The sequence below is a fragment of the Bradyrhizobium sp. USDA 3650 genome (assembly GCF_054057395.1).
The window spans coordinates 7,428,813-7,448,287 of sequence record NZ_JBSRZG010000001.1; the positions used below are offsets into that span (position 1 = coordinate 7,428,813).

Here is a 19,475-nt window from a genome sequence, read left to right on the forward strand (position 1 = left end):
ATGCAGCCTCGAGGCAAGATCGTCGTGGCGAGCCAGCACTACCCGCCTGATCCGAGCACGACGGCGGCGATCATGGCCGAGATCGCCTGCCGCATCGCCGGGGATCACGAGGTCGTGGTGCTGTCGGGCTCATCAGGCGCGTTGCCGGCCTCGCAGACCGGCCCGGGCAAGCCGCGGGTCGTCGCCGTCAAGAACCGCATGGCGGGCAAGGCGGCGCTGGTGCGGCGCGGCGCCTCCGAGCTGCTGTTCGCGGCGCGCACGTTCCTGGCGTTGACACGGGAGTTGAGGCGAGGCGACGTCGTGCTCACCGTTACCGCACCGTTCATGCTGCCTTACGCAGTCGCGGCGGCGGCGAGGCTGAAGGGCGCGCGCTCGGCGCTGATCATGCACGACCTCTTCCCGGACGTGCTGGTGATGGCGGGCCTGCTGAAGCCCGGTTCGATTATCACCATGACGATGCGCGCCGCCAACGGCCTGATGTTCCGCACGCTCAATGCCGTCATCACCATCGGCCGCGATGCGGAACGGCCGCTGCTGAGCTATTCCGGCATGACGCGAAACAAGATCCGCTTCATCCCGAACTGGGCGACGCTCGTGGCCGCACCCCGGCCGGTGACGGCGGATAATCCGTTCCGCAAAGCGCTCTCGGCGGGTTTCGTTGTCGGCCTGTCGGGCAATCTCGGCTTCACCCATGATCCGGAGATCGTGTTCGAGGCGGCGCGTCTTTTGAGGGACGAGCCTGACATCCACTTCCTGCTCTCAGGCTGGGGCATCGGCTTCGAGCGGTTGAAGCAGTTGCAGACTGACGCGAACTTGCCCAATGTCTCCTTTGTGGGGCGGGTCGAGGATGCCGAGCTCGAACCGTTCCTGGCGGCTGCCAATCTCTGGATCATTCCGTACCGGAAGGACGTTGCGGGGGTGTCGGTGCCGAGCCGGTTCTACAATCTGCTGGCGGTCGGCCGTCCCGTGGTGCTGGTCTCCGAACCGGAGGCCGAGGCCGCGTTGACCGTGGTGGAGAACGGGCTGGGCTGGGTCGTGACGCCCGGCCGCGCCGATCAATTGGCCGAGGCGATCCGCGCGGCGTCTCGCTCCGACGGTGTCGCCATTGCGGAGCGCGCGGTGAAGGCGGCGGCGAAATTCGATCGCGTCACCGCGATGAACGCCTATGCGGCCCTGGCCGACGAATTGTTGCGCAACCCCGAACTGCCGGAGCAACGATGAACGAACGCAAGCCAGTCGTGCTGGTGACGGGGGCGAGCGGTTTCGTCGGCCGTCATGTCGTGCCCGCACTGGCGCGCGAGGGATGGTCGATCCGCCGCGCGGTCCGCAAACCGGAAGGCATGGACGACGAGGTCGTGATCGAAACGATCGGCCCCGAAACCGCCTGGCAGGCCGCGCTTCAAGGCGTCGACGCCGTCGTTCATCTCGCCGCACGGGTGCATCACAAGCACGAAGAGCATGCGGTCCAGCTCTACCGCAACGTCAACATTGCCGGCACGCTGCACCTGGCGCGCAGCGCGGCGACGGCCGGCGTGCGGCAGTTCATTTTCATCAGCACTGTTCTCGTGCACGGTCGCAGCAATGAGGGCCGCGGGCCGTTCAGCGAGGACGATGTCCTGACGCCGCGCGGTCTCTACGGCATGTCCAAGGCCGCGGCCGAAGCGGGCTTGAAGACGCTGGCGCGCGACAGCGCCATGAAGGTCTCGGTGATCAGGCCGCCGCTGGTCTATGGTGCGGGCGCCAAGGGCAATTTCGCGCTGCTGACGCGTGCAGTGAACCTCGGGCTGCCGCTGCCCTTTGCCGCGATCCGCAATCACCGCGCCTTCCTTGCCGTGCAGAACCTGTCGTCGTTCATCCTGCGCCGGCTCTCTCATCCAGATCCCGCGAGCAATTTCGAGATCTTCCTGGTGGCCGACAGGGAGCAGGTCTCGACGCCCGAGTTCATCGAGCGGCTGGCCAAGGCCGCCGGCAAGAGCTCGCGGCTGTTCGGCATGCCCCAGGACCTGCTCGGGACGTTGCTGAGCGTGTTGGGCCGGCAGGATACGCATGACAGCCTGATCGGCTCGCTCGAGCTCAACCTCGCCAAGGCGACCGCGACCGGGTGGCAGCCACCGGTGTCTCTCGACGAGGGGCTGCGGCTGGCGCTGGTGGCTCAGGACGCCTGAGGGCGGGAGAACCGCCGCAGCACGATGCCGATCGCGATTGCGCCCGCCGACAGCGCGGTCAGCGTGATCAGCATCGAGCCGGCGCGAGCGGTGACGATGGCAAGCCCCGCGAGCACGAGATTGAGCGCGAACACCTCCCCGATCACGCGGGAGACCGTGAAACCATGGTCGGTGGCACGCTGGTAGAAATGCGAGCGATGCGCCGACCAGAATTGCTCGCGCCTTGCGATGCGCCGGAACAGCGTGATGGTGGAATCGACGAGGTAATAGGCCGGCAGCAACAGCGCCGCGGCGGGCTGCCCGCGCCAGGCGAGCTCGAGCAGGCACCAGCCGAGCAAAAGGCCGATCGGCAGGCTGCCGACATCGCCCAGGAAGAGTTTCGCGACCGGCTTGTTGAACGGCGCAAAGCCGAGCATGGCGCCGCACAGCGCCGCGGCGATCAGCGCGGCCGGCCACGACACATCGCCGAGCAGTCCCAGCAGCAGCAGCGCGGCGGTGACGGGCACCACTTCCGCCACCGTCATCAGGTCGAGCCCGTCCATGAAGTTGACGAGGTTCACGAACCACACGCCCGCCAGCAGGATGAGTCCGCGCTCCAGCGCGAGCGGCAACGCCGGCACGATGCGCGCGGTCTCGGGCGTGGTGAACACCACGGCGCCGACAGCTGCGGCCTGCAGCACGAGGCGAACGAGCACCGGCAGCGACTTGATGTCGTCGGCAAATCCGACCACGGCGATCAAGACCGTTGCAGCGATCAGCGCCGGCGGAATCGCGATGTTCGCCCAGGCTGCCCAGGCTGATGCGACCAGCAGCGTCGCTGATATCACGGCGATGCCCGCACCCTGCGGGGTCGGGATGCGATGAGAGGACCGCGCGTTGGGCCGCGCCAATGCGTAACGCTGGAGCAGGGGACGGCTGGTCCAGGTGATGACACCCGACACCAGCGCGGCAATCGCAACGGCAAGCAGCGAGGGTACGGCGCCGAGCGCGTCGACGGCCGCGTTCACTCCGGCACCCCGAGCGGCGCCGATCCCTGCGCGGCTTTCTCCGCGCTGAGGATCCAGACCAGGCCGCCGATCGCGCCGACGATGAAGTACACGGCGCCGAACAGCAGCGAGACGTTGACCCCCTCGTTGGCGGCCAGCCCCGCGAAGCCGAACGCGAGGCTCATGGTGGCTTCACGCACGCCCCAACCGGCGATCGAGATCGGCATCATCGTGATCAGCATCACCGGCGGCACGAGCATAAAGACGTCGCTGAAGCCGACCGGCGCCGCGATCGACTGCACGACGCACCAGGCGACCACGACGGCCAGCACATGCACGGCGAGCGACAGGATCACGACGGCTGGTCCGCGCGAGCGGCTGAAGATCACGCGGTTGGCGATCACGGCACAGGCGTGGATGTGATGCGTGGCCCACCAGGTTCTCAGCCAGTGCCATTTCAGTGCGCCGAAGACCAGGAAACCGAGACCACCCGCGAGCGCCGCGAGGTCGACGAGCAGCAGCGCCGAGCGCCCGTGTGGATCGGCGATGAGGCTGTAGCTCCAGGGCAGGCTCGCGACGATGACGATCGCGAGCGCGATCAAACCGATCGCGCGATCGACGAAGATCGAGTAGGTCGCAGCGCGCCAGCCGGCGCCGGCGCGCGCGACGAGCCACAACCGGACCGCATCGCCGCCGATCGCCGAGGGCAGGGTCTGGTTGAAGAACGATCCGATCACGTTGTAGCGCATGGCCCGGGCGAGCTCGAGCGGGGCGCCGCATGCGGCGCTGACCTCGCGCCAGCGCAACACGCCGACGAAGATTTGCAGGAATGTGACCGCGATCGCCAAGCCGATCCAGAACAGGCTGGTCACGGTGAAGCGCGAAAACAGTTCGGACAGATCGACCTTGCGCAGCGCCAGGTAGAGCAGCGCTCCGGAAATCAGGATCTTGGCCGTCGACAGCAGGATTCGGCGCATTTCGTCCGCATGAACAAGGGTTGAAGCAACCCGACGCAAGGCGCCGAATTCGGCCGCTTTGGTATGGTTTTGGCGTCGATCTTGCAATAGCGGTGATCGAGAGCCCTCATGCAGGGCAGCGGAGCTATTGCGACCCCGTCGATGCGGAGGCTAAAGAGGCGCCGCGGCGAAAGATCGAGCGCGGATCGGGTGAAGCAGACCTTGGGAACAGGATGAGGGATCAGGCGATTTTGGGCACGGGCGCCGCCGATTTCATCGGCTTGATGCCCGCCGATGACCCGGCTGCCGCAAATGCGCCGTCTAAGGTCTACAATGTCGGCAACCACCATCCGGAAGAGCTGATGCATGTCGTCGGATTCTGGAGCAGGGGCTGGGTCGGACGGCGATCAAAGAATTGCTGCCGAGAGACCTTTTGGAAACGTTCGCGGATGTCGAGGATCTGATGCGCGATACCGGCTTTGCACCGTCAACGCCGATCGCACACGGAATTCGTAATTTTGTCACCTGGTATCGGAACGACTTCAAGGTTTGAGATGACGATGGACAAACGCATTATCCCCCTGATCATGTGCGGCGGTGCCGGAACGCGGCTGTGGCCGGCTTCGCGCGAGGTGCGCCCCAAGCAATTCCTGCCGCTGTTCGGCACCCGCTCGACCTTCCAGGACACGCTGCTCCGCGTCTCGGAGGCCTCGCTGTTCGATCGCCCGATCGTCATCACCAATGCGTCCTACCGCTTCATGGTGCTGGAGCAGCTCGCCGAGATCGGCATCGAGGCCGACGTAATCCTCGAGCCGATGCGGCGCGATTCCGGCCCCGCGATCGCAGCCGGTGCGGTGTTCGCGCAGAACCGTTCGAGTGAGGCGATCGTGCTCGCGCTCGCCGCCGACCACGTCGTGCAGGACAATGCCGCCTTCGTCGCGGCCTGCCGCCAGGGCCTCACCGCCGCGAGCGCCGGGCGCATCGTCACCTTCGGCGTCAAGCCGGAGCGGCCGGCGACCGAATACGGCTATATCAGCCCGGGCGAGGTCATCTCCGGCGAGGTGCACGCGGTCGCGCGCTTCGTCGAGAAGCCCGATGCGGTGAAGGCCGCCGACTACGTCAATTCCGGCTATCTCTGGAACAGCGGCAACTTCATGTTTCCGGCCAGCGTCCTGCTCGACGAATACCGCAAGGTCGATGCGGCGAGCGTGGAGGCGATCTCCAATGCGGTCGCCAATGCCGGCCGCGATCTCGGCTTCGTGACGCTGGAGCCGGAGGCGTTCGGCGCGGCCAAGGCGATCTCGATCGATTATGCGGTGATGGAGAAGACCGCGCGCGCCGCGGTCGTGCCGGTGTCCTGCGGCTGGTCCGACGTCGGCTCCTGGCACGCGGTGTGGGAATTGTCGGACAAGGACGCGCAAGGCAATGCGTCGCACGGCGCCGCCGTGTTCGAGGATAGCCGCAATTGCAACGTCACCACCGATGCTGCGCTGGTCGCACTCGAAGGCGTCGACGATCTCATCGTGGTTGCGACTGCCGATGCGGTTCTGGTCTCGCGCCAGAAAGATGCCAACGGGCTCAAGCGGCTGGTCACAAAACTCAAGGCGGTCGCACCGAAGGTCACCGAGGAGCACCTCAAGGTGCATCGGCCCTGGGGCAGCTACCAATCGGTCGACAATGGCGAGCGTCACCAGGTCAAGCGCATCGTGGTCAAGCCCGGCGGGCGGCTGTCGCTGCAGAAGCACCATCATCGCGCGGAGCACTGGATCGTGGTCCGCGGCACAGCCCGCGTCACCGTCAACGAGACCGTCAAAAGCGTGCACGAGAACGAGTCCATCTACATCCCGATGGGCGCGGTGCACCGGATGGAGAACCCCGGTAAAATCATGCTGGAGCTGATCGAGGTCCAGACGGGAAGCTATCTCGGGGAAGACGACATCATCCGGATTGAAGACGACTATCAAAGGTCGTAACCAGCACACTCCGAATCACGCGACCCGGGCCAAAAGAGTGGTCTCTTTCAGAGGCTTAAGGCCCGGGAAACGTGTAACTTTTTGAATCAAATCGTGTCCGGACCGCTAGCTCCGCATTCGCCACAAATGTGGCGTCCGTGCTAGAAGCGCCCCGGGGATTTGCGTTGAATCGGGGTTTGCTCAAATGAGTTCCACAGGATCGGCACCGGCAAAGGCCGGCTTGCGCGTCGGCGTCATTGGCGCCGGCGTGATGGGCAGCAACCACGCGCGCGTGCTCGCGGGTCTTCCCGGCGTCAACCTCGTCGGCGTCGTCGATCCTTCGCCGGCACATCGCACCCGGGCGATGGAGCTTGCCAATTGCGCGAGCTTCGAGACGCTCGACCAGCTGCTGGCCGAAGGCGTCGATGCCGTCACCATCGCGGCGCCGACCCATCTGCATCACGAGGTCTCGCTTGCCTGCATCGCCAAGAACATCCACGTGATGGTCGAGAAGCCGATTGCGTCCACGGTCGCGGAAGGCCGCGAGATCGTCACGGCTGCGCAAAAAGCCGGCGTGACGCTGATGGTCGGCCATGTCGAGCGCTTCAATCCGGCGGTCGCCGCCGTCAAGCAGGCGATCGCGGGCGAGGATATTCTGTCGATCGCGATCACGCGCGTCGGCCCGTTCCCGCCGCGCATGTCCAATGTCGGCGTCGTCATCGATCTCGCCGTGCACGACATCGATCTGATCCGCTGGTTCACCGAATCCGACATCGTCGAGGTGCAGCCGCAATTGTCGAGTGCGGTCGCCGAGCGCGAGGACATCGCGCTGTTGCAGTTCCGCACCGCCAACGGCGTGCTCGCGCACATCAACACCAACTGGCTGACGCCATTCAAGGCGCGCAGCGTCACGGTCGCGACCCGCGGCAAATACGTGATGGGCGATCTCCTGACGCGCCAGGTCACCGAATGCTTCGGCTTCAAGCCTGACGGCAGCTATTCGATGCGCCATCTGCCGGTTGGGCATGACGAGCCGCTCCGCGCCGAGCTGATCGCCTTCCTCAAGGCCGTGCGCAACGGCGAGACGCCGGCGGTCACCGGCGACGAAGGCGTCGCCAGCCTCGAGATCGCGACGCAGTGTCTGGAAACGCCGTCGCGGCCCGCGGCCACGTCGTCGGCCCGCAAGGGTCCGCGCCGCGTCGCGGGCTGAACTCTTTCCATGTCGACTAGCCAAGAAGGCGCCATGAACCAGCATCTGCGTTCCGAACCCATTCCCTTCATCGACGTCGCCTCGCAGCGCCGCCGGCTCGGCGATTCGCTCGATGCCGCCGTGAAGCGCGTTCTCGATCATTGTCAGTTCGTCAACGGGCCTGAAGTCGCCGAGCTCGAGAAGCAGCTTGCGGCCTATAGCGGCGCCAAGCACGTCATCGGCTGCGCTAGCGGCACCGATGCGATCCTGATGGTGATGATGGCGAAGAATGTCGGGCCGGGCGACGCCGTGCTGTGTCCGTCATTCACCTTCATCGCGACCGCGTCGCCGGTGGCGCGGACCGGTGCGACGCCGGTGTATGTCGACGTCGACGAAGCCACTTTCAACATGAGCCCGGAATCGCTCAAGCGCGGCATCGCGACCGCCCGCAAGGCCGGTCTCAAGCCGGTCGCGATCATTCCGGTCGATTTGTTCGGCCAGCCCGCCGATCACGACGCCATCGCCGAGATCGCCAAGGCCGAAGGCCTGTTCGTGCTCGACGACGCAGCGCAAGGCTTTGGCGCAAGCTACAAGGGCCGCAAGCTCGGCACCCTGGCGCTCGCCACCGCGACCAGCTTCTTCCCCGCAAAACCGCTCGGCTGCTTCGGCGACGGCGGCGCGATCTTCACCGATGACGACGAACTCGCGGTGACGCTGCGCAGCATCCGCGTGCACGGGCAGGGCGTCGACAAATACGACAACGTCCGCCTCGGCCTGACCGGCCGGCTCGACACCATGCAGGCTGCAATCCTGATCGAGAAGCTGAAGATCTTCGACGACGAGATCGCCGCCCGCAACAAGGTCGCTGAGCGCTACGCGCGCGGTCTCAGCAATGTGGTCACCGTGCCGCGCGTGGCTCCCGGCAATACGTCGGTCTGGGCGCAGTACACGATCCGCCTTCCTGAGGGCACCGACCGCGATGGTTTTGCCGCCGCGCTGAAGGCCCAGGGCGTGCCGACGGCGATCTACTACGGCAAGTCGATGCATCAGCAGACGGCCTACAAGCAGTACCCGGTTGCCGAGGGCGGCCTGCCGGGCTGCGAGAGCCTGTCGCAGGACGTCATCAGCCTGCCGATGCACGCCTACCTGACCGAAGCCGATCAGGAGCGAATCATCGCCGCCGTGCGCGGCGCAATCGCGGGCTGATCCCGCTGTTCTTACCCTCTCCCCCTGTGGGAGAGGGTGGCTCGCCGCAAAGCGGCGAGACGGGTGAGGGGTCTCTGTCCGCACGGAATGCGCGGAGAGAGACCCCTCACCCTATCGAGTTTGTGTCTACTTGCGGCGCTGCCCTCTCCCACAAGGGGAGAGGGCGCAGCAATGCGCATCGCAAGATGCAATCGACCTCTGTTCGATAAGTCTCTAAAACAGGCGCATGCTCGGACGTATCTTCACGGTTGGTGGCTACACGCTGCTCTCGCGGCTGACGGGGTTTGCCCGCGACATCATGCTCGCGGCGATCCTCGGCGCCGGCCCCGTGGCCGACGCCTTTTTCGTGGCGCTGCGGCTGCCCAACCATTTCCGTGCGATCTTCGCCGAGGGCGCCTTCAATGCTGCCTGGGTGCCGGCTTACGCGCACGTCCGTGGCGAGCGCGGGGAGGGGGCGGCAAGATTGTTCGCCGACCGCATCTTCACGCTGCTGCTGGCCTCGCAGGTGGTGTTGCTGATCGTCGCCTGGCTGTTCATGCCGCAGGCCATGAGCATTCTGGCGCCCGGCTTTTCCGAGGACGCCGAACAGCGCAAGCTCGCGATCGAGCTGACCCGGATCACCTTTCCCTATCTGCTGCTGATCACGCTGGTGACGCTCTATGGCGGCATGCTCAACGTAATGCAGCGCTTCGCCAGCGCTGCGGCGGCGTCGATCTTCCTCAACATCTCGATGATGATGACGCTGGCGCTCGCCGCCTGGTTTCCCAGCGCGGGCCACGCCGCCGCCTGGGGCGTCCTCATCTCTGGCTTCCTACAGTATTTCCTGCTCGCAGGCGATCTCGCCCGCCATGGCGGCCTGCCGCGCTTTGCGCCGCTCAAGCTCGATGAAGACGTCCGCGCATTCTTTAGGGCACTTGGGCCTGCGACGCTGGGCTCGATGGGCACGCAACTCGCGCTGTTCGCCGACACCATCATCGCGACCTTCTTGCCCGCCGGCGCGTTGTCAGCGCTCTATTATGCCGACCGCCTCAACCAGCTCCCGATCGGCGTGATCGGCATTGCCATCGGCACGGTGCTGCTGCCGGAGATGTCGCGGCGGATCACGGCCAACGACCATGACGGCGCGATGAAGGCGCAGCGCCGTGCCTTCGATTTCACGCTGCTGTTCTCGGTCCCGTTCGTCGCCGCCTTCCTCACCGTGCCCGACGCGATCATGCGCGCGCTGTTCGCCCGCGGTGCGTTCTCGAAAGCCGATGCCGCCGCTGCCGGCGCCACGCTCGCGGCCTATGCCATCGGCCTCATTCCTTTCGTGCTGATCCGCAGCGCGGTCGCAACCTTCTATGCGCGCAAGGATACGGCGACGCCGGTACGCGCCTCCCTGACCGGCATCGCGGTCAACGTCGCCCTCAAGGTCGCCTTGATGGGATCGCTGGCTCAGATCGGGCTTGCGCTGGCCACTGCCGTCGGCGTCTGGACCAACCTTCTGCTGGTGCTGTTCTTCGCGGTGCGGCGGGGCTTTCTCGTGCTGGACCGCGCCTGGCTGTTGTCGCTCGCCAAATTCCTGCTGACCGGGATCATCCTGGCCGCCGCCTTCTGGCTCATCGCGCGCTTTGGCGGTCCTTCGTTGAGCGCGATGCACTTCCGGGACGAATTGACGCTGCTTCTGCTGGCCGTCGGGGGCACGATCGTCTATGCGCTCGCCATCCTTGCGCTGTTCGGCCGCCGCTGGTTGGTCTCGCTGGTGCGGGGCTAGCTTTTTCATATTTTCAACGCATTGACGGCTCGACCGTGTCGGCACGGGCCAGTCTCGATCGTCCTTGGATGGACACATCTCGGAAGTGCGGCGGATGGACCCTGCACAATTGACGTGATGCCGTCACCTCGAGCCGGCAAAAACCGAACCAGGAGCACTGTTTATGAGGATCACCGTCGAAACCAACGTAGCAGCCCCCATCGATCAGGTCTGGCGCGCTTATACGACGCCGGCCGACATCATGAAGTGGAACGCCGCGTCCGACGACTGGCATACGACCAAGGCGACCGTCGACCTGCGAGAAGGCGGTGTCTTCTCATCTCGCATGGAGGCCAAGGACGGCAGCATGGGTTTTGACTTCGCCGGTACCTACACGAAAATCATCGAGCACAAGCGGATCGAATACGCGTTCGGCGAGCGAAAAGCCGAAGTCGAGTTTGTGCCTGGCCCGAAGGGCGTTCTGGTCCGGGTTGTCTTCGATGGCGAGTCGACGCACTCGGTCGAGCAGCAGCAAGGCGGTTGGCAGGCCATCCTCGACAGCTTCGCACGATACGTGGAAGCGAAGCAGACGAAGTCGTGAAGGGCTTTGACGGGCGTCGTCGGCTTCGGCGCCCGGCACCCTCAGGTGGGGACTCGCCTCCAGGACGCAGCGAACCTCCACACATCTCTTGATTTTGCGCGATTGCTGTGGTAATCGCAGCGCATGATCAAATCAGTGCGCAAACTCAACTGCATTCACATGACCCGCTTCGGCTGGGCCGTGGAAGGAGTCGCGCGCTAAGAATTCGACGACGACATCTTTTCCACCAGGCCCCGCCGGCATCGGACGGGGCCTTTTTGTTTGGCCACGCTCCCTGCCGGCACAACAGCAGGAGCATGCGATGCCACCCCAACAGACGAACATCACATCCGAGGCCGAGGGGCTCCCCCTCGAACTTGCATCGACGCGCAGCATTCTAGGCTTGCTCGCGCGATACTGGCGTGCGCTCCAGGACTGGCGCTGGCGGCAGGGCCCACAAATCGCCTTGCGGGACCTGAGTGACCGGGAGCTGATGGATATCGGCCTGACGCGCGGCGAGATCGACTACTTCACGCCGGAACGGGCTATCGATGCGCTGAGAGATCGCGCGTCGCAGCCGTGGAGCCGTGGTGTGATGTAAATGACGATAAATCCTAGCTGAGGCACTAGAAGGACGGCGATCATGACGCCACATTCGGCCGCTGCCCAAGTGGACGCGGACATCCGACGATTGACTGTCGACGACCTGGAGATCTTTCGCGACATTCGCGCGGAGGCGCTTCGGACGCACCCTCAAACGTTTGGTTCTGCTGAAGAGGACGAGGGCGGAGAGGCGATGCTGACTGCCTATCGGCACTGGCTCAGCGGAGCGATCCTTGGTGCCTTCTGGCGGGGAAATCTGATCGGAGTCGCGGGCTTCTACGTGTCGCCAGCTCTTCGGTCGCAGCACAGGGGTCACATCTTCACGGTTTACGTGAGGGAAGATGGCCGAGGTAAAGGAATCGGAGATCGACTCATCAAGGAGCTTCTTGACCATGCCGAGGCACGCGTCGAGCAGGTACATCTTGAGGTCCTGCTCGAAGCAACCGCTGCAATCAGGACCTACAAGCGCAACGGATTCGAGGTCTACGGCACGGATCCCGCTGCGGTCCGCATAGGTCATATCACGTATGACAAATATCTTATGGTCAGGAAATTCAGCAATTGAGGGGCGGGGTCGCCCGAAGCCCCCGAGGGCGGCTTCGAATCATCGGCCTTGACAGGCGCGGCCCGCCTAAACCCGTTTGCCTTGCCAGTTTTTCCACGGCAATATGCCGGCAAAACAACCATGAGAAACGGGACGAGAAAATGGCGGCTCCCATCAAGTTCGGCGTTGGCCAAAGCGTGTTGCGCAAGGAGGATGACGCGCTCATCCGCGGCAAGGGCCGCTATACCGACGATTATGCGCCGCAGGCCGCTTTGCGCTGCCTGATGCTGCGCTCGCCGCATGCGCATGCCAAATACACCATCGACGCAAGTCGCGCCCGCACCCTTCCCGGCGTCGCGCTGATCCTCACCGCCGATGACGTTGGGGATCTCGGCAATCTGCCCTGCCTGTTCAATCTCGAGACAGATCCCTTCACCGGGCCGCCTTACCCGATTCTCGCCAAGGACGAGGTGCGCCATGTCGGCGATTCCATCGCCTTCGTCGTCGCCGAGACCATCGACCAGGCCCGCGACGCGATCGAGGCGATCGAGGTCAAATGGAGCCCGCTGCCGGCAGTGACCGGCGTCGTCAACGCCGTGAAGAAGGGCGCAGCCTTGGTCTGGCCGGACAAGCCCGGCAACGTGCTGTTCGACGTCTCGATCGGTGACAAGAAAGCGACCGAGGCTGCCTTTGCCAAAGCGCACGCGGTGGCCGAGATCTCGATCGTCAATCCGCGCGTGGTCGCGAACTTCATGGAGACGCGCGCGGCAGTGTGCGAATACGACGCCAAGCGCGACCATCTGACGCTGACGGTCGGCAGCCAAGGCAGCCATCGCCTGCGCGATATCCTCTGCCAGAACGTGCTCAACATCCCGACCGACAAGATGCGGGTGATCTGCCCCGACGTCGGCGGCGGCTTCGGCACCAAACTGTTTCCCTATCGGGAATACGCCCTCCTGGCAGTCGCCGCGCGAAAGCTGAAGAAGGCGGTGAAATGGGCGGCCGATCGCACCGAGCATTTCGTGGGTGACGCGCAGGGCCGGGACAACGTCACCACCGCGAAGATGGCGCTGGCCGAGGACGGCAAGTTCCTCGCGATGGATTGCGACCTGATGGGCGACATGGGCGCGTATCTGTCGACCTTCGGGCCTTACATTCCGCATGGCGGCGCCGGCATGCTGCCGGGCCTCTACGACATCCAGGCGTTTCACTGCCGGGTGCGCACCATCTTCACCAACAGCGTGCCGGTGGATGCCTATCGCGGCGCCGGGCGGCCCGAGGCTGCTTACGTCATCGAACGTCTCGTGGACGCCTGCGCGCGAAAACTCGACATGACGGTGGATGCCATCCGCCGCAAGAATTTCATCCAGCCGAAGGCGCTGCCTTACAAGACCGCGACCGGCAAGGTCTACGATTCGGGCGACTTCGCCGCGCATCTGAAGCGCGCGATGGAGATCGCCGAGTGGAAGGAGTTTGGCAAGCGCGCCAAGGCGGCCAAGAAGAACGGCCTGATCCGCGGCATCGGACTTGCGAGCTATGTCGAGGTCTGCGGCACCATGGGCGAGGAGACCGCCAATGTGCGGATGGATCCCAATGGCGATATCACTGTCCTGATCGGCACCCAGTCGAGCGGGCAGGGCCACCAGACCGCCTATGCACAGATCGTTGCCGAGCAGTTCGGCGTGGCGCCCGAGCGCGTGCACGTCCACCAGGGCGACACCGACATGATCGCCACCGGACTCGGCACCGGCGGCTCGGCTTCGATCCCGTCGGGCGGTGTCAGCGTCGAGCGTGCGACCCGCGAACTCGGCGCGCGGCTCAAGGAGATCGCAGCGCAGGCGCTGGAAGCCAGTGCCGGCGACCTCGAAATCACCGATGGCCTGGTGCGCATCGCCGGCACCGACCGTTCGATCTCGTTCGCCGACCTCGCCAAGCGTCCTGGCGTCGATCCATCGAAGTTCAACGCGAGCGCGACCTTTGCCAGCGCCGACGGCACCTATCCGAACGGCACCCATGTCGCGGAGGTCGAGATCGATCCGGCCACCGGCATCATCAAAATCGTCAACTACGTGATCGTCGACGATTTCGGCATGACGCTCAATCCGCTGCTGCTGGCCGGGCAGGTCCATGGCGGCGCCATGCAGGGCATCGGCCAGGCGCTGATGGAGCAGGTGGTCTATGGCGCGGGCGACGGCCAGCTCGTCACCGCGACCTTCATGGACTACGCGCTGCCGCGCGCGGCGGACGGGCCGGACTTCGTGTTCGAGACCGCCAACGTTCCCTGCAAGACCAATCCGCTGGGGGTGAAGGGCGCGGGCGAGGCCGGCGCGATCGGGTCCTGCCCGGCCGTCGTCAACGCCATCGTCGACGGGCTCTGGCGCGAGTACAAGATCGACCACATCGACATGCCGGCGACCCCGGAGCGGGTGTGGATCGCCGTCAACGAGCACCATCGCCGTCACAGCCTGTGACAATCTTCCACTGGAATGAAATCTGCCGAGCGGTGTTGGCCCCATTGAGGGGTCAGCACGATCGTGCAGCACTGCGATCCTGCATCAAGGCAATCCTGCATCAAGGAAAGGGACTTTGCGAATGAAGCGAATGTTGGTGGTTGGGGGCGCGCTCCTGCTCGGCATGGGCGCGGTTTGGGCACAACAGGACTCCGTCAAGGAGGTCCAGACCCTGATGAAGGGCAACGGCAAGAACGCCGGCGCCGTGGCGGCGATGGTCAAGGGCGAAAAGCCCTACGACCAGGCCACGGTGGACAGCGCGCTGGCGCAGTTCGAGGACACCGCCAAGAAGCTTCCGAACCTGTTTCCGGCGAGCGCCAAGGGCATGAAGCCCGAGGGCGACTACAGCGCCTCGCCGAAAGTGTGGGAGGACAAGGCCGGCTTCGATGCCAAGGTCGCGAGCTTCGCCAAGGTCGTTGGCGAGGCTAAGGGCAAGATCAAGGATCTCGACTCGCTCAAGGCGAATTTCCCCGCGGTCGGCAAGGAATGCGGCGGCTGCCACGAGACGTTTCGCGTGAAGAACGGCTGAGGCAAGAAAAAGATTCGTAGCCCGGATGGAGCGCAGCGCAATCCGGGAATCCATCCGAGCTGACTGACTGCCCCGGATTGCGCTGCGCTCCATCCGGGCTACTGGGAATGAAGAAGGGCGGCCTGCGAAAGCAGCCGCCCTTTTTATTGCGTCGCGTGTCGCCGCTGGAAATTCTGTCCGCAAGGCCTGACGGATCGCTGCCGGAGCGGTTATCTTTGCTCCAGCCGCCGCGGCATTGGCGTGAGCTTTTGACGCTGACGCATCTTGCTCCTGACTGCGTCATGACATCAGGAGTTCCAACCCGCGGCGAGCAGCTCAATCAGCAACAGCGAGACAAGCCATGGTCAAACCGTTCCCGTCGAAGACGCACATCGGCAACCATATGCTGCATCCGGAAACGCTGATGCTGACCTATGGCTATGATCCGCAATTGTCGGAAGGCGCGGTCAAGCCGCCGGTGTTCCTGACCTCGACCTTCGTGTTCAAGACCGCCGAGGACGGGCAGGACTTCTTCGATTTCGTCTCCGGCCGGCGCGAGCCGCCGGAAGGGATGGGCGCGGGCCTGGTCTATTCACGCTTCAATCACCCCAACAGCGAAATCGTCGAGGACAGGCTCGCGATCTACGAGCGCACCGAGAGCTGCGCGCTGTTCTCGTCCGGCATGGCGGCCATCGCAACCACGATCCTGGCCTTCGTCCGCCCCGGCGATGTCATTCTGCACTCCCAGCCGCTCTATGGCGGGACGGAAACCCTGCTGACGAATACGCTTGCGCGTCTGTCGATCGGCGCCGTCGGCTTCGCCGATGGCGTTGACGAAGCCGTGGTCAGCCAGGCCGCGGAGGAGGCCATGCGCAAGGGAAGGGTCTCGATGATCCTGATCGAAACTCCGGCCAACCCCACCAACGGGCTGGTCGACATCGCGATGATGCGGCGTGTCGCCGAGACCATCGGAAAGACCCAAGGCCACGTTCCGATCATCGCCTGCGACAATACCTTGCTCGGGCCGGTGTTTCAGCGGCCGATCGAGCACGGCGCGGATATTTCGCTGTACTCGCTCACGAAATATGTCGGCGGTCATTCAGACCTGATCGCGGGCGCCGCGCTCGGTGCGAAGGCGGTGGTGAAAGGCATCAAGGCGCTGCGGGGCGCCATCGGCACCCAGCTCGATCCGCATTCCTGCTGGATGATCAACCGCTCGCTCGAGACGCTGAGCCTGCGCATGGAAAAAGCCGATGCGAATGCGCGCCTCGTGGCGGACTATCTGCGCGATCATCCCAAGGTGGCCAAGGTGCACTATCTCGGTCATCACGAGGCGGCGTCGCCGGACGGACTTGTGTTCGCGCGGCAATGCACGGGGGCGGGGTCCACGTTCTCGTTCGACATCGTCGGCGGCAAGGCCGCGGCCATGAAATTCCTCAACGCGCTGCAGATCCTCAAGCTGGCGGTGAGCCTTGGTGGGACGGAGTCGCTTGCGAGCCTGCCCGCCACCATGACTCATTCCGGCGTTCCCGCCGACATCCGCCGCAAGATCGGCGTGCTCGATTCCACGATCCGGCTGTCGATCGGCATCGAACACCCGTCGGATTTGATCGCCGACCTCGCACAGGCGCTGAACGCAGCCGAACCTGAGGTGTGACGCCTGCGCCAGCGCTACGGGAATCGAAAAGGGCGGCTGCGATGGCAGCCGCCCTTTTTTGCTGGTCTGTGCGAAGTTTACTTCGTCACCTGACCGCGGATCTCGCCGCCCGGATTGGCCGCGGTGTGGATGTTGACGTAGAGCTTGCCGCCGAGCAGATCGGCGGCCTGCGCGTCGGTCAGGGTCGCCGAGCCCTCGGCCGGGCTGGTGGCGGCGCCTGGAATCGCGACCGCGACGCCAGCGTTCTTGCCGGCCTCGGCGGGTCCGTGGAAATGCGCGGCGGTGGCGGGGCCGGACAGGCCGGAATAGGTGAGCTTCCAGGACAGCTTCTTGCTGGCGGCGTCGTAATCCAGATCGGCCGTTCCGGTGCCGCTGCTGGTCGTTGCGGGGACCTCGGACTTGGCGTCGAGCGTTGCTTTCAGCTTTTCGGCGCTGGCCGAACCCGCAAAAGCAACGGCGCCAAGCACTGACATGGCAATGACGATCTTGTTCATGTTTTTCTCCCTGCTGAACCCGTTTGGGCTGCCAAACTTCCAACAGCCGGCATTTCAGTTTATTCCCGTTTCTGGCCGCGGTGGGCTAAATTCTTCGTGGCTGGAGCCGCGAGGACATCGGTCATAAGCTTCGCCGCGACGACGAAAGGACCGTATGTTGCGACGAACAATCTCCGTGGCGTTGCTCGCCGTGCTCGCTGCAGTGGGCGTCTATTGGTGGCTCAGCGCGCCGGAGGTGGCGGCCGCCGGCACCGCGCCCGCCCGCGCCCCTGATCTTGCCAATGGCGAGGTGATGTTCAACGCCGGCGGCTGCGCCTCATGCCATGCCGTCCCCGACCAGCCGGATCGTCTCAGGCTCGGCGGCGGCGTCGCGATCAAGTCGCCGTTCGGAACATTCTACGCGCCGAACATCTCCTCCGATCCGACCGACGGCATCGGCAAATGGAACGAGGCCGAATTCGTCAATGCGGTGATGCACGGGGTCTCGCCGGACGGCCGGCATTATTTTCCGGCCTTTCCCTACACGTCCTATCAGCACGCCAGGCGCGAGGACGTGCTCGATCTCTTTGCGTACCTGAAAACGCTGCCGGCCGTTGCAGGCAAGGTGCGCGACCACGACGTGCGCTTTCCGTTCAATATCCGGCGCAACGTCGGCATCTGGAAATTTTTATTTCTGGACGGCAAGCCCTTCGTCGCCGACAGCGCGAAGTCGCCGCAGTGGAATCGCGGCGCCTATCTCGTCAACAGCTTTGGCCATTGCGCGGAATGTCACAGCCCGCGCAACGCGCTTGGCGGCATCATCGCCGGGCAACGCTTCGCCGGCGGTCCCAATCCGGAAGGCGAGGGGTGGGTGCCCAACATCACCCAGAAGGGCCTTGGCGAGTGGAGCGCGAAGGATATTGCGTATTTCCTGAAGACCGGCGAATTGCCGGACGGCGACAGCGTCGGCGGCGCGATGACGCGGGTGATCAAGAACACCTCGCAATTGCCGGACGACGATCTCGCGGCGATGGCGGACTATCTCAAATCGCTGCCGCCGGTGGACGGTCCGCCCCGCCCCAAGCGCAAGGAGGGCGGCGCCTGATCAGGCCCGCCCCCTTTTCCGGACCGTCAACTCGCGCCAAATGCCTTGAAGGTGATGATGGTGAGGGTGTCCTGGATGCCGGGTAGCACCTGCACCTTCTCGTTGACGAAGTGGCCGATATCGGTGTCGTTGTCGACGTAGAACTTCACCAGCAGGTCGTATTGCCCGGCCGTGGAATAGATCTCGGAGGCGATCTCGGCTTCGGCAAGCGCATTGGCGACCACATAGGATTGGCCGAGCTTGCATTTGATCTGGACGAAAAAGGGAACCATCGCGGTCACTCCGAAAGCATATCTGGCGGCTAATAGGCCAAACCCGGCCGGATTTAGCAAGCGAACTTGCTGGGCTGGGAAAGGCGCGCTAGGACGGGCCATGGCTTCGAAAACGCTGAAGATCGCCCCATGACGACGCCCGTCGCGCTGACCATTGCCGGCTCCGATTCGAGCGGCGGCGCCGGCATCCAGGCCGACCTGAAGACCTTTGCCGCGCTGGGCGTTTTTGGCGCGTCCGCCATCACGGCGCTGACGGCGCAGAATACGCGCGGCGTCACCGGCATTCATGCAGTGCCCGCCGAATTCGTCACCGCGCAGATCGACGCGGTGTTTTCCGATCTCGAGGTCGGCGCGGTCAAGATCGGCATGGTGGCGCAAGCCGCCAGCATCGATGCGATCGCGGCCGCGCTGTCGCGCTGGGCGCCCCGGCATATTGTGCTCGATCCCGTAATGGTGGCGACATCGGGTGATCGCCTGCTCGCCTCCGAAGCCGTCGACGCCCTGCGGATCAAACTGATGCCGCTGGCCTCGGTGATCACACCCAATCTGCCCGAGGCCGCGGCTCTGCTCGGCGAACCGGTCGCGGCCAGCGAGGCCGAGATCGAGAGCCAGGGGCGCCGATTGCTGGTGCTCGGTTGCCGGGCGGTCCTGATCAAGGGCGGGCACGGCGAGGGCGCCGAGAGCATCGACTATCTCGTCGATGCCAGCACCACGATCGCGCTCGCCGCGCCGCGCGTTGCCACTCGCAACACCCATGGCACCGGCTGCTCGCTGTCCTCGGCGGTCGCCGCGGGGCTCGCCAGAGGCGAGGATCTCGAGCGCGCCGTGCGCAACGCCAAGGCCTGGATCAGCGCCGCGATCGCGGCCGCCGACCGCTTCAGCGTCGGCCACGGCCACGGCCCGATCCATCATTTTCACAAGTTCTACTGACGCCGGTCGCGAGCGCGCCGCGGTTCACCCATCGAACCCATGCAGTTCCGGGTTCTTGCGGAGGCCGCTGCGACGCCATGTCGCCTGATTGTCGCATGCGACTGATA

18 protein-coding genes and 1 pseudogene are annotated in these 19,475 nt (G+C 64.8%); 15 read left to right on the forward strand and 4 right to left on the reverse strand.

Translation table 11 applies throughout. The annotated features are described in order from the left end of the window. Window positions 1–1,221: a glycosyltransferase family 4 protein gene (locus tag ACVIN2_RS34945; protein WP_456769087.1), complete on the forward strand. Its 1,221-nt coding sequence runs from the start codon at window positions 1–3 to the stop codon at window positions 1,219–1,221. Continuing rightward, on the forward strand, window positions 1,218–2,165 hold the full coding sequence (locus ACVIN2_RS34950) for an NAD-dependent epimerase/dehydratase family protein (RefSeq protein ID WP_456769088.1): 948 nt from the start codon (window positions 1,218–1,220) through the stop codon (window positions 2,163–2,165). The genes ACVIN2_RS34945 and ACVIN2_RS34950 overlap by 4 nt, the downstream gene beginning before the upstream one ends. Here the strand turns inward: ACVIN2_RS34950 and ACVIN2_RS34955 are convergent. Together ACVIN2_RS34955 and ACVIN2_RS34960 are read right to left on the reverse strand one after the other, a co-directional pair. After that, complete coding sequence (locus ACVIN2_RS34955) at window positions 2,153–3,172, reverse strand: MraY family glycosyltransferase (RefSeq protein WP_456769089.1); 1,020 nt, start codon at window positions 3,170–3,172, stop codon at window positions 2,153–2,155. The genes ACVIN2_RS34950 and ACVIN2_RS34955 overlap by 13 nt on opposite strands. Next, complete coding sequence (locus ACVIN2_RS34960) at window positions 3,169–4,128, reverse strand: lysylphosphatidylglycerol synthase transmembrane domain-containing protein (RefSeq protein ID WP_456769090.1); 960 nt, start codon at window positions 4,126–4,128, stop codon at window positions 3,169–3,171. The genes ACVIN2_RS34955 and ACVIN2_RS34960 overlap by 4 nt, the downstream gene beginning before the upstream one ends. A gap of 254 nt (window positions 4,129–4,382) precedes the next feature. On the opposite strand from ACVIN2_RS34960, the pseudogene ACVIN2_RS34965 reads away from it, so the two are divergent. From ACVIN2_RS34965 to ACVIN2_RS35015, 11 genes and pseudogenes are all read left to right on the forward strand, one after another. After that, window positions 4,383–4,660, forward strand: a pseudogene (locus ACVIN2_RS34965) (UDP-glucuronate 5-epimerase); the annotation flags it as partial. Window positions 4,661–4,667: 7 nt separating this feature from the next. Beyond that, complete coding sequence (locus ACVIN2_RS34970; protein ID WP_456769091.1) at window positions 4,668–6,080, forward strand: mannose-1-phosphate guanylyltransferase/mannose-6-phosphate isomerase; 1,413 nt, start codon at window positions 4,668–4,670, stop codon at window positions 6,078–6,080. Between the two features lie 184 nt (window positions 6,081–6,264). Next, on the forward strand, window positions 6,265–7,269 hold the full coding sequence (locus tag ACVIN2_RS34975; protein ID WP_247287417.1) for a Gfo/Idh/MocA family protein: 1,005 nt from the start codon (window positions 6,265–6,267) through the stop codon (window positions 7,267–7,269). Between the two features lie 33 nt (window positions 7,270–7,302). Continuing rightward, window positions 7,303–8,454, forward strand: a complete 1,152-nt coding sequence (locus tag ACVIN2_RS34980) for a DegT/DnrJ/EryC1/StrS family aminotransferase (RefSeq protein WP_456769092.1) — start codon at window positions 7,303–7,305, stop codon at window positions 8,452–8,454. A 226-nt stretch (window positions 8,455–8,680) separates the two neighbouring features. Then, on the forward strand, window positions 8,681–10,207 hold the full coding sequence (murJ, locus tag ACVIN2_RS34985; protein ID WP_456769093.1) for a murein biosynthesis integral membrane protein MurJ: 1,527 nt from the start codon (window positions 8,681–8,683) through the stop codon (window positions 10,205–10,207). A gap of 163 nt (window positions 10,208–10,370) precedes the next feature. Continuing rightward, a complete protein-coding gene (locus tag ACVIN2_RS34990; RefSeq protein WP_456769094.1) occupies window positions 10,371–10,787 on the forward strand; it encodes an SRPBCC family protein in 417 nt (138 codons plus the stop codon). A gap of 301 nt (window positions 10,788–11,088) precedes the next feature. Continuing rightward, entirely contained in the window at window positions 11,089–11,367 is a 279-nt protein-coding gene (locus tag ACVIN2_RS34995; protein WP_456769095.1) for a DUF1127 domain-containing protein, read from the forward strand. A 42-nt stretch (window positions 11,368–11,409) separates the two neighbouring features. After that, window positions 11,410–11,934 carry an N-acetyltransferase family protein gene (locus ACVIN2_RS35000; protein WP_456769096.1) on the forward strand — a complete coding sequence of 175 codons (525 nt, stop codon included), beginning with the start codon at window positions 11,410–11,412 and terminating at the stop codon, window positions 11,932–11,934. A gap of 140 nt (window positions 11,935–12,074) precedes the next feature. After that, complete coding sequence (locus ACVIN2_RS35005) at window positions 12,075–14,384, forward strand: xanthine dehydrogenase family protein molybdopterin-binding subunit (protein ID WP_456769097.1); 2,310 nt, start codon at window positions 12,075–12,077, stop codon at window positions 14,382–14,384. Window positions 14,385–14,505: 121 nt separating this feature from the next. Then, window positions 14,506–14,952 carry a c-type cytochrome gene (locus ACVIN2_RS35010; RefSeq protein ID WP_456769098.1) on the forward strand — a complete coding sequence of 149 codons (447 nt, stop codon included), beginning with the start codon at window positions 14,506–14,508 and terminating at the stop codon, window positions 14,950–14,952. Window positions 14,953–15,292: 340 nt separating this feature from the next. After that, on the forward strand, window positions 15,293–16,588 hold the full coding sequence (locus tag ACVIN2_RS35015; protein WP_007602018.1) for a cystathionine gamma-synthase family protein: 1,296 nt from the start codon (window positions 15,293–15,295) through the stop codon (window positions 16,586–16,588). Window positions 16,589–16,665: 77 nt separating this feature from the next. Here ACVIN2_RS35015 and ACVIN2_RS35020 read toward each other — a convergent pair whose 3' ends face one another. Beyond that, window positions 16,666–17,082 (reverse strand): CHRD domain-containing protein, encoded by a 417-nt coding sequence (locus tag ACVIN2_RS35020; RefSeq protein ID WP_456769099.1) that lies wholly within the window; start codon window positions 17,080–17,082, stop codon window positions 16,666–16,668. Between the two features lie 154 nt (window positions 17,083–17,236). Here ACVIN2_RS35020 and ACVIN2_RS35025 point away from each other — a divergent pair, with 154 nt between their 5' ends. Beyond that, window positions 17,237–18,166, forward strand: a complete 930-nt coding sequence (locus ACVIN2_RS35025) for a c-type cytochrome (protein WP_456769100.1) — start codon at window positions 17,237–17,239, stop codon at window positions 18,164–18,166. 26 nt (window positions 18,167–18,192) lie between these two features. Here ACVIN2_RS35025 and ACVIN2_RS35030 read toward each other — a convergent pair whose 3' ends face one another. Further along, window positions 18,193–18,438 carry an Lrp/AsnC ligand binding domain-containing protein gene (locus ACVIN2_RS35030; protein WP_007602021.1) on the reverse strand — a complete coding sequence of 82 codons (246 nt, stop codon included), beginning with the start codon at window positions 18,436–18,438 and terminating at the stop codon, window positions 18,193–18,195. Window positions 18,439–18,567: 129 nt separating this feature from the next. Between ACVIN2_RS35030 and thiD the strand changes: the two genes are divergently transcribed. Further along, window positions 18,568–19,368: a bifunctional hydroxymethylpyrimidine kinase/phosphomethylpyrimidine kinase gene (thiD, locus tag ACVIN2_RS35035; RefSeq protein WP_456769101.1), complete on the forward strand. Its 801-nt coding sequence runs from the start codon at window positions 18,568–18,570 to the stop codon at window positions 19,366–19,368. Window positions 19,369–19,475 lie beyond the last annotated feature (107 nt).

What these genes read in the sequence shown, in the direction of transcription:
- ACVIN2_RS34945 (WP_456769087.1), top strand. Translation starts at nt 1, where the DNA reads ATGCAGCCTCGAGGCAAGATCGTCGTGGCGAGCCAGCACTACCCGCCT.
- ACVIN2_RS34950 (WP_456769088.1), top strand. Translation starts at nt 1,218, where the DNA reads ATGAACGAACGCAAGCCAGTCGTGCTGGTGACGGGGGCGAGCGGTTTC.
- ACVIN2_RS34960 (WP_456769090.1), bottom strand. Translation starts at nt 4,128, where the DNA reads ATGCGCCGAATCCTGCTGTCGACGGCCAAGATCCTGATTTCCGGAGCG.
- ACVIN2_RS34970 (WP_456769091.1), top strand. Translation starts at nt 4,668, where the DNA reads ATGGACAAACGCATTATCCCCCTGATCATGTGCGGCGGTGCCGGAACG.
- ACVIN2_RS34975 (WP_247287417.1), top strand. Translation starts at nt 6,265, where the DNA reads ATGAGTTCCACAGGATCGGCACCGGCAAAGGCCGGCTTGCGCGTCGGC.
- ACVIN2_RS34980 (WP_456769092.1), top strand. Translation starts at nt 7,303, where the DNA reads ATGAACCAGCATCTGCGTTCCGAACCCATTCCCTTCATCGACGTCGCC.
- murJ (WP_456769093.1), top strand. Translation starts at nt 8,681, where the DNA reads ATGCTCGGACGTATCTTCACGGTTGGTGGCTACACGCTGCTCTCGCGG.
- ACVIN2_RS34990 (WP_456769094.1), top strand. Translation starts at nt 10,371, where the DNA reads ATGAGGATCACCGTCGAAACCAACGTAGCAGCCCCCATCGATCAGGTC.
- ACVIN2_RS34995 (WP_456769095.1), top strand. Translation starts at nt 11,089, where the DNA reads ATGCCACCCCAACAGACGAACATCACATCCGAGGCCGAGGGGCTCCCC.
- ACVIN2_RS35000 (WP_456769096.1), top strand. Translation starts at nt 11,410, where the DNA reads ATGACGCCACATTCGGCCGCTGCCCAAGTGGACGCGGACATCCGACGA.
- ACVIN2_RS35005 (WP_456769097.1), top strand. Translation starts at nt 12,075, where the DNA reads ATGGCGGCTCCCATCAAGTTCGGCGTTGGCCAAAGCGTGTTGCGCAAG.
- ACVIN2_RS35010 (WP_456769098.1), top strand. Translation starts at nt 14,506, where the DNA reads ATGAAGCGAATGTTGGTGGTTGGGGGCGCGCTCCTGCTCGGCATGGGC.
- ACVIN2_RS35015 (WP_007602018.1), top strand. Translation starts at nt 15,293, where the DNA reads ATGGTCAAACCGTTCCCGTCGAAGACGCACATCGGCAACCATATGCTG.
- ACVIN2_RS35020 (WP_456769099.1), bottom strand. Translation starts at nt 17,082, where the DNA reads ATGAACAAGATCGTCATTGCCATGTCAGTGCTTGGCGCCGTTGCTTTT.
- ACVIN2_RS35025 (WP_456769100.1), top strand. Translation starts at nt 17,237, where the DNA reads ATGTTGCGACGAACAATCTCCGTGGCGTTGCTCGCCGTGCTCGCTGCA.
- ACVIN2_RS35030 (WP_007602021.1), bottom strand. Translation starts at nt 18,438, where the DNA reads ATGGTTCCCTTTTTCGTCCAGATCAAATGCAAGCTCGGCCAATCCTAT.
- thiD (WP_456769101.1), top strand. Translation starts at nt 18,568, where the DNA reads ATGACGACGCCCGTCGCGCTGACCATTGCCGGCTCCGATTCGAGCGGC.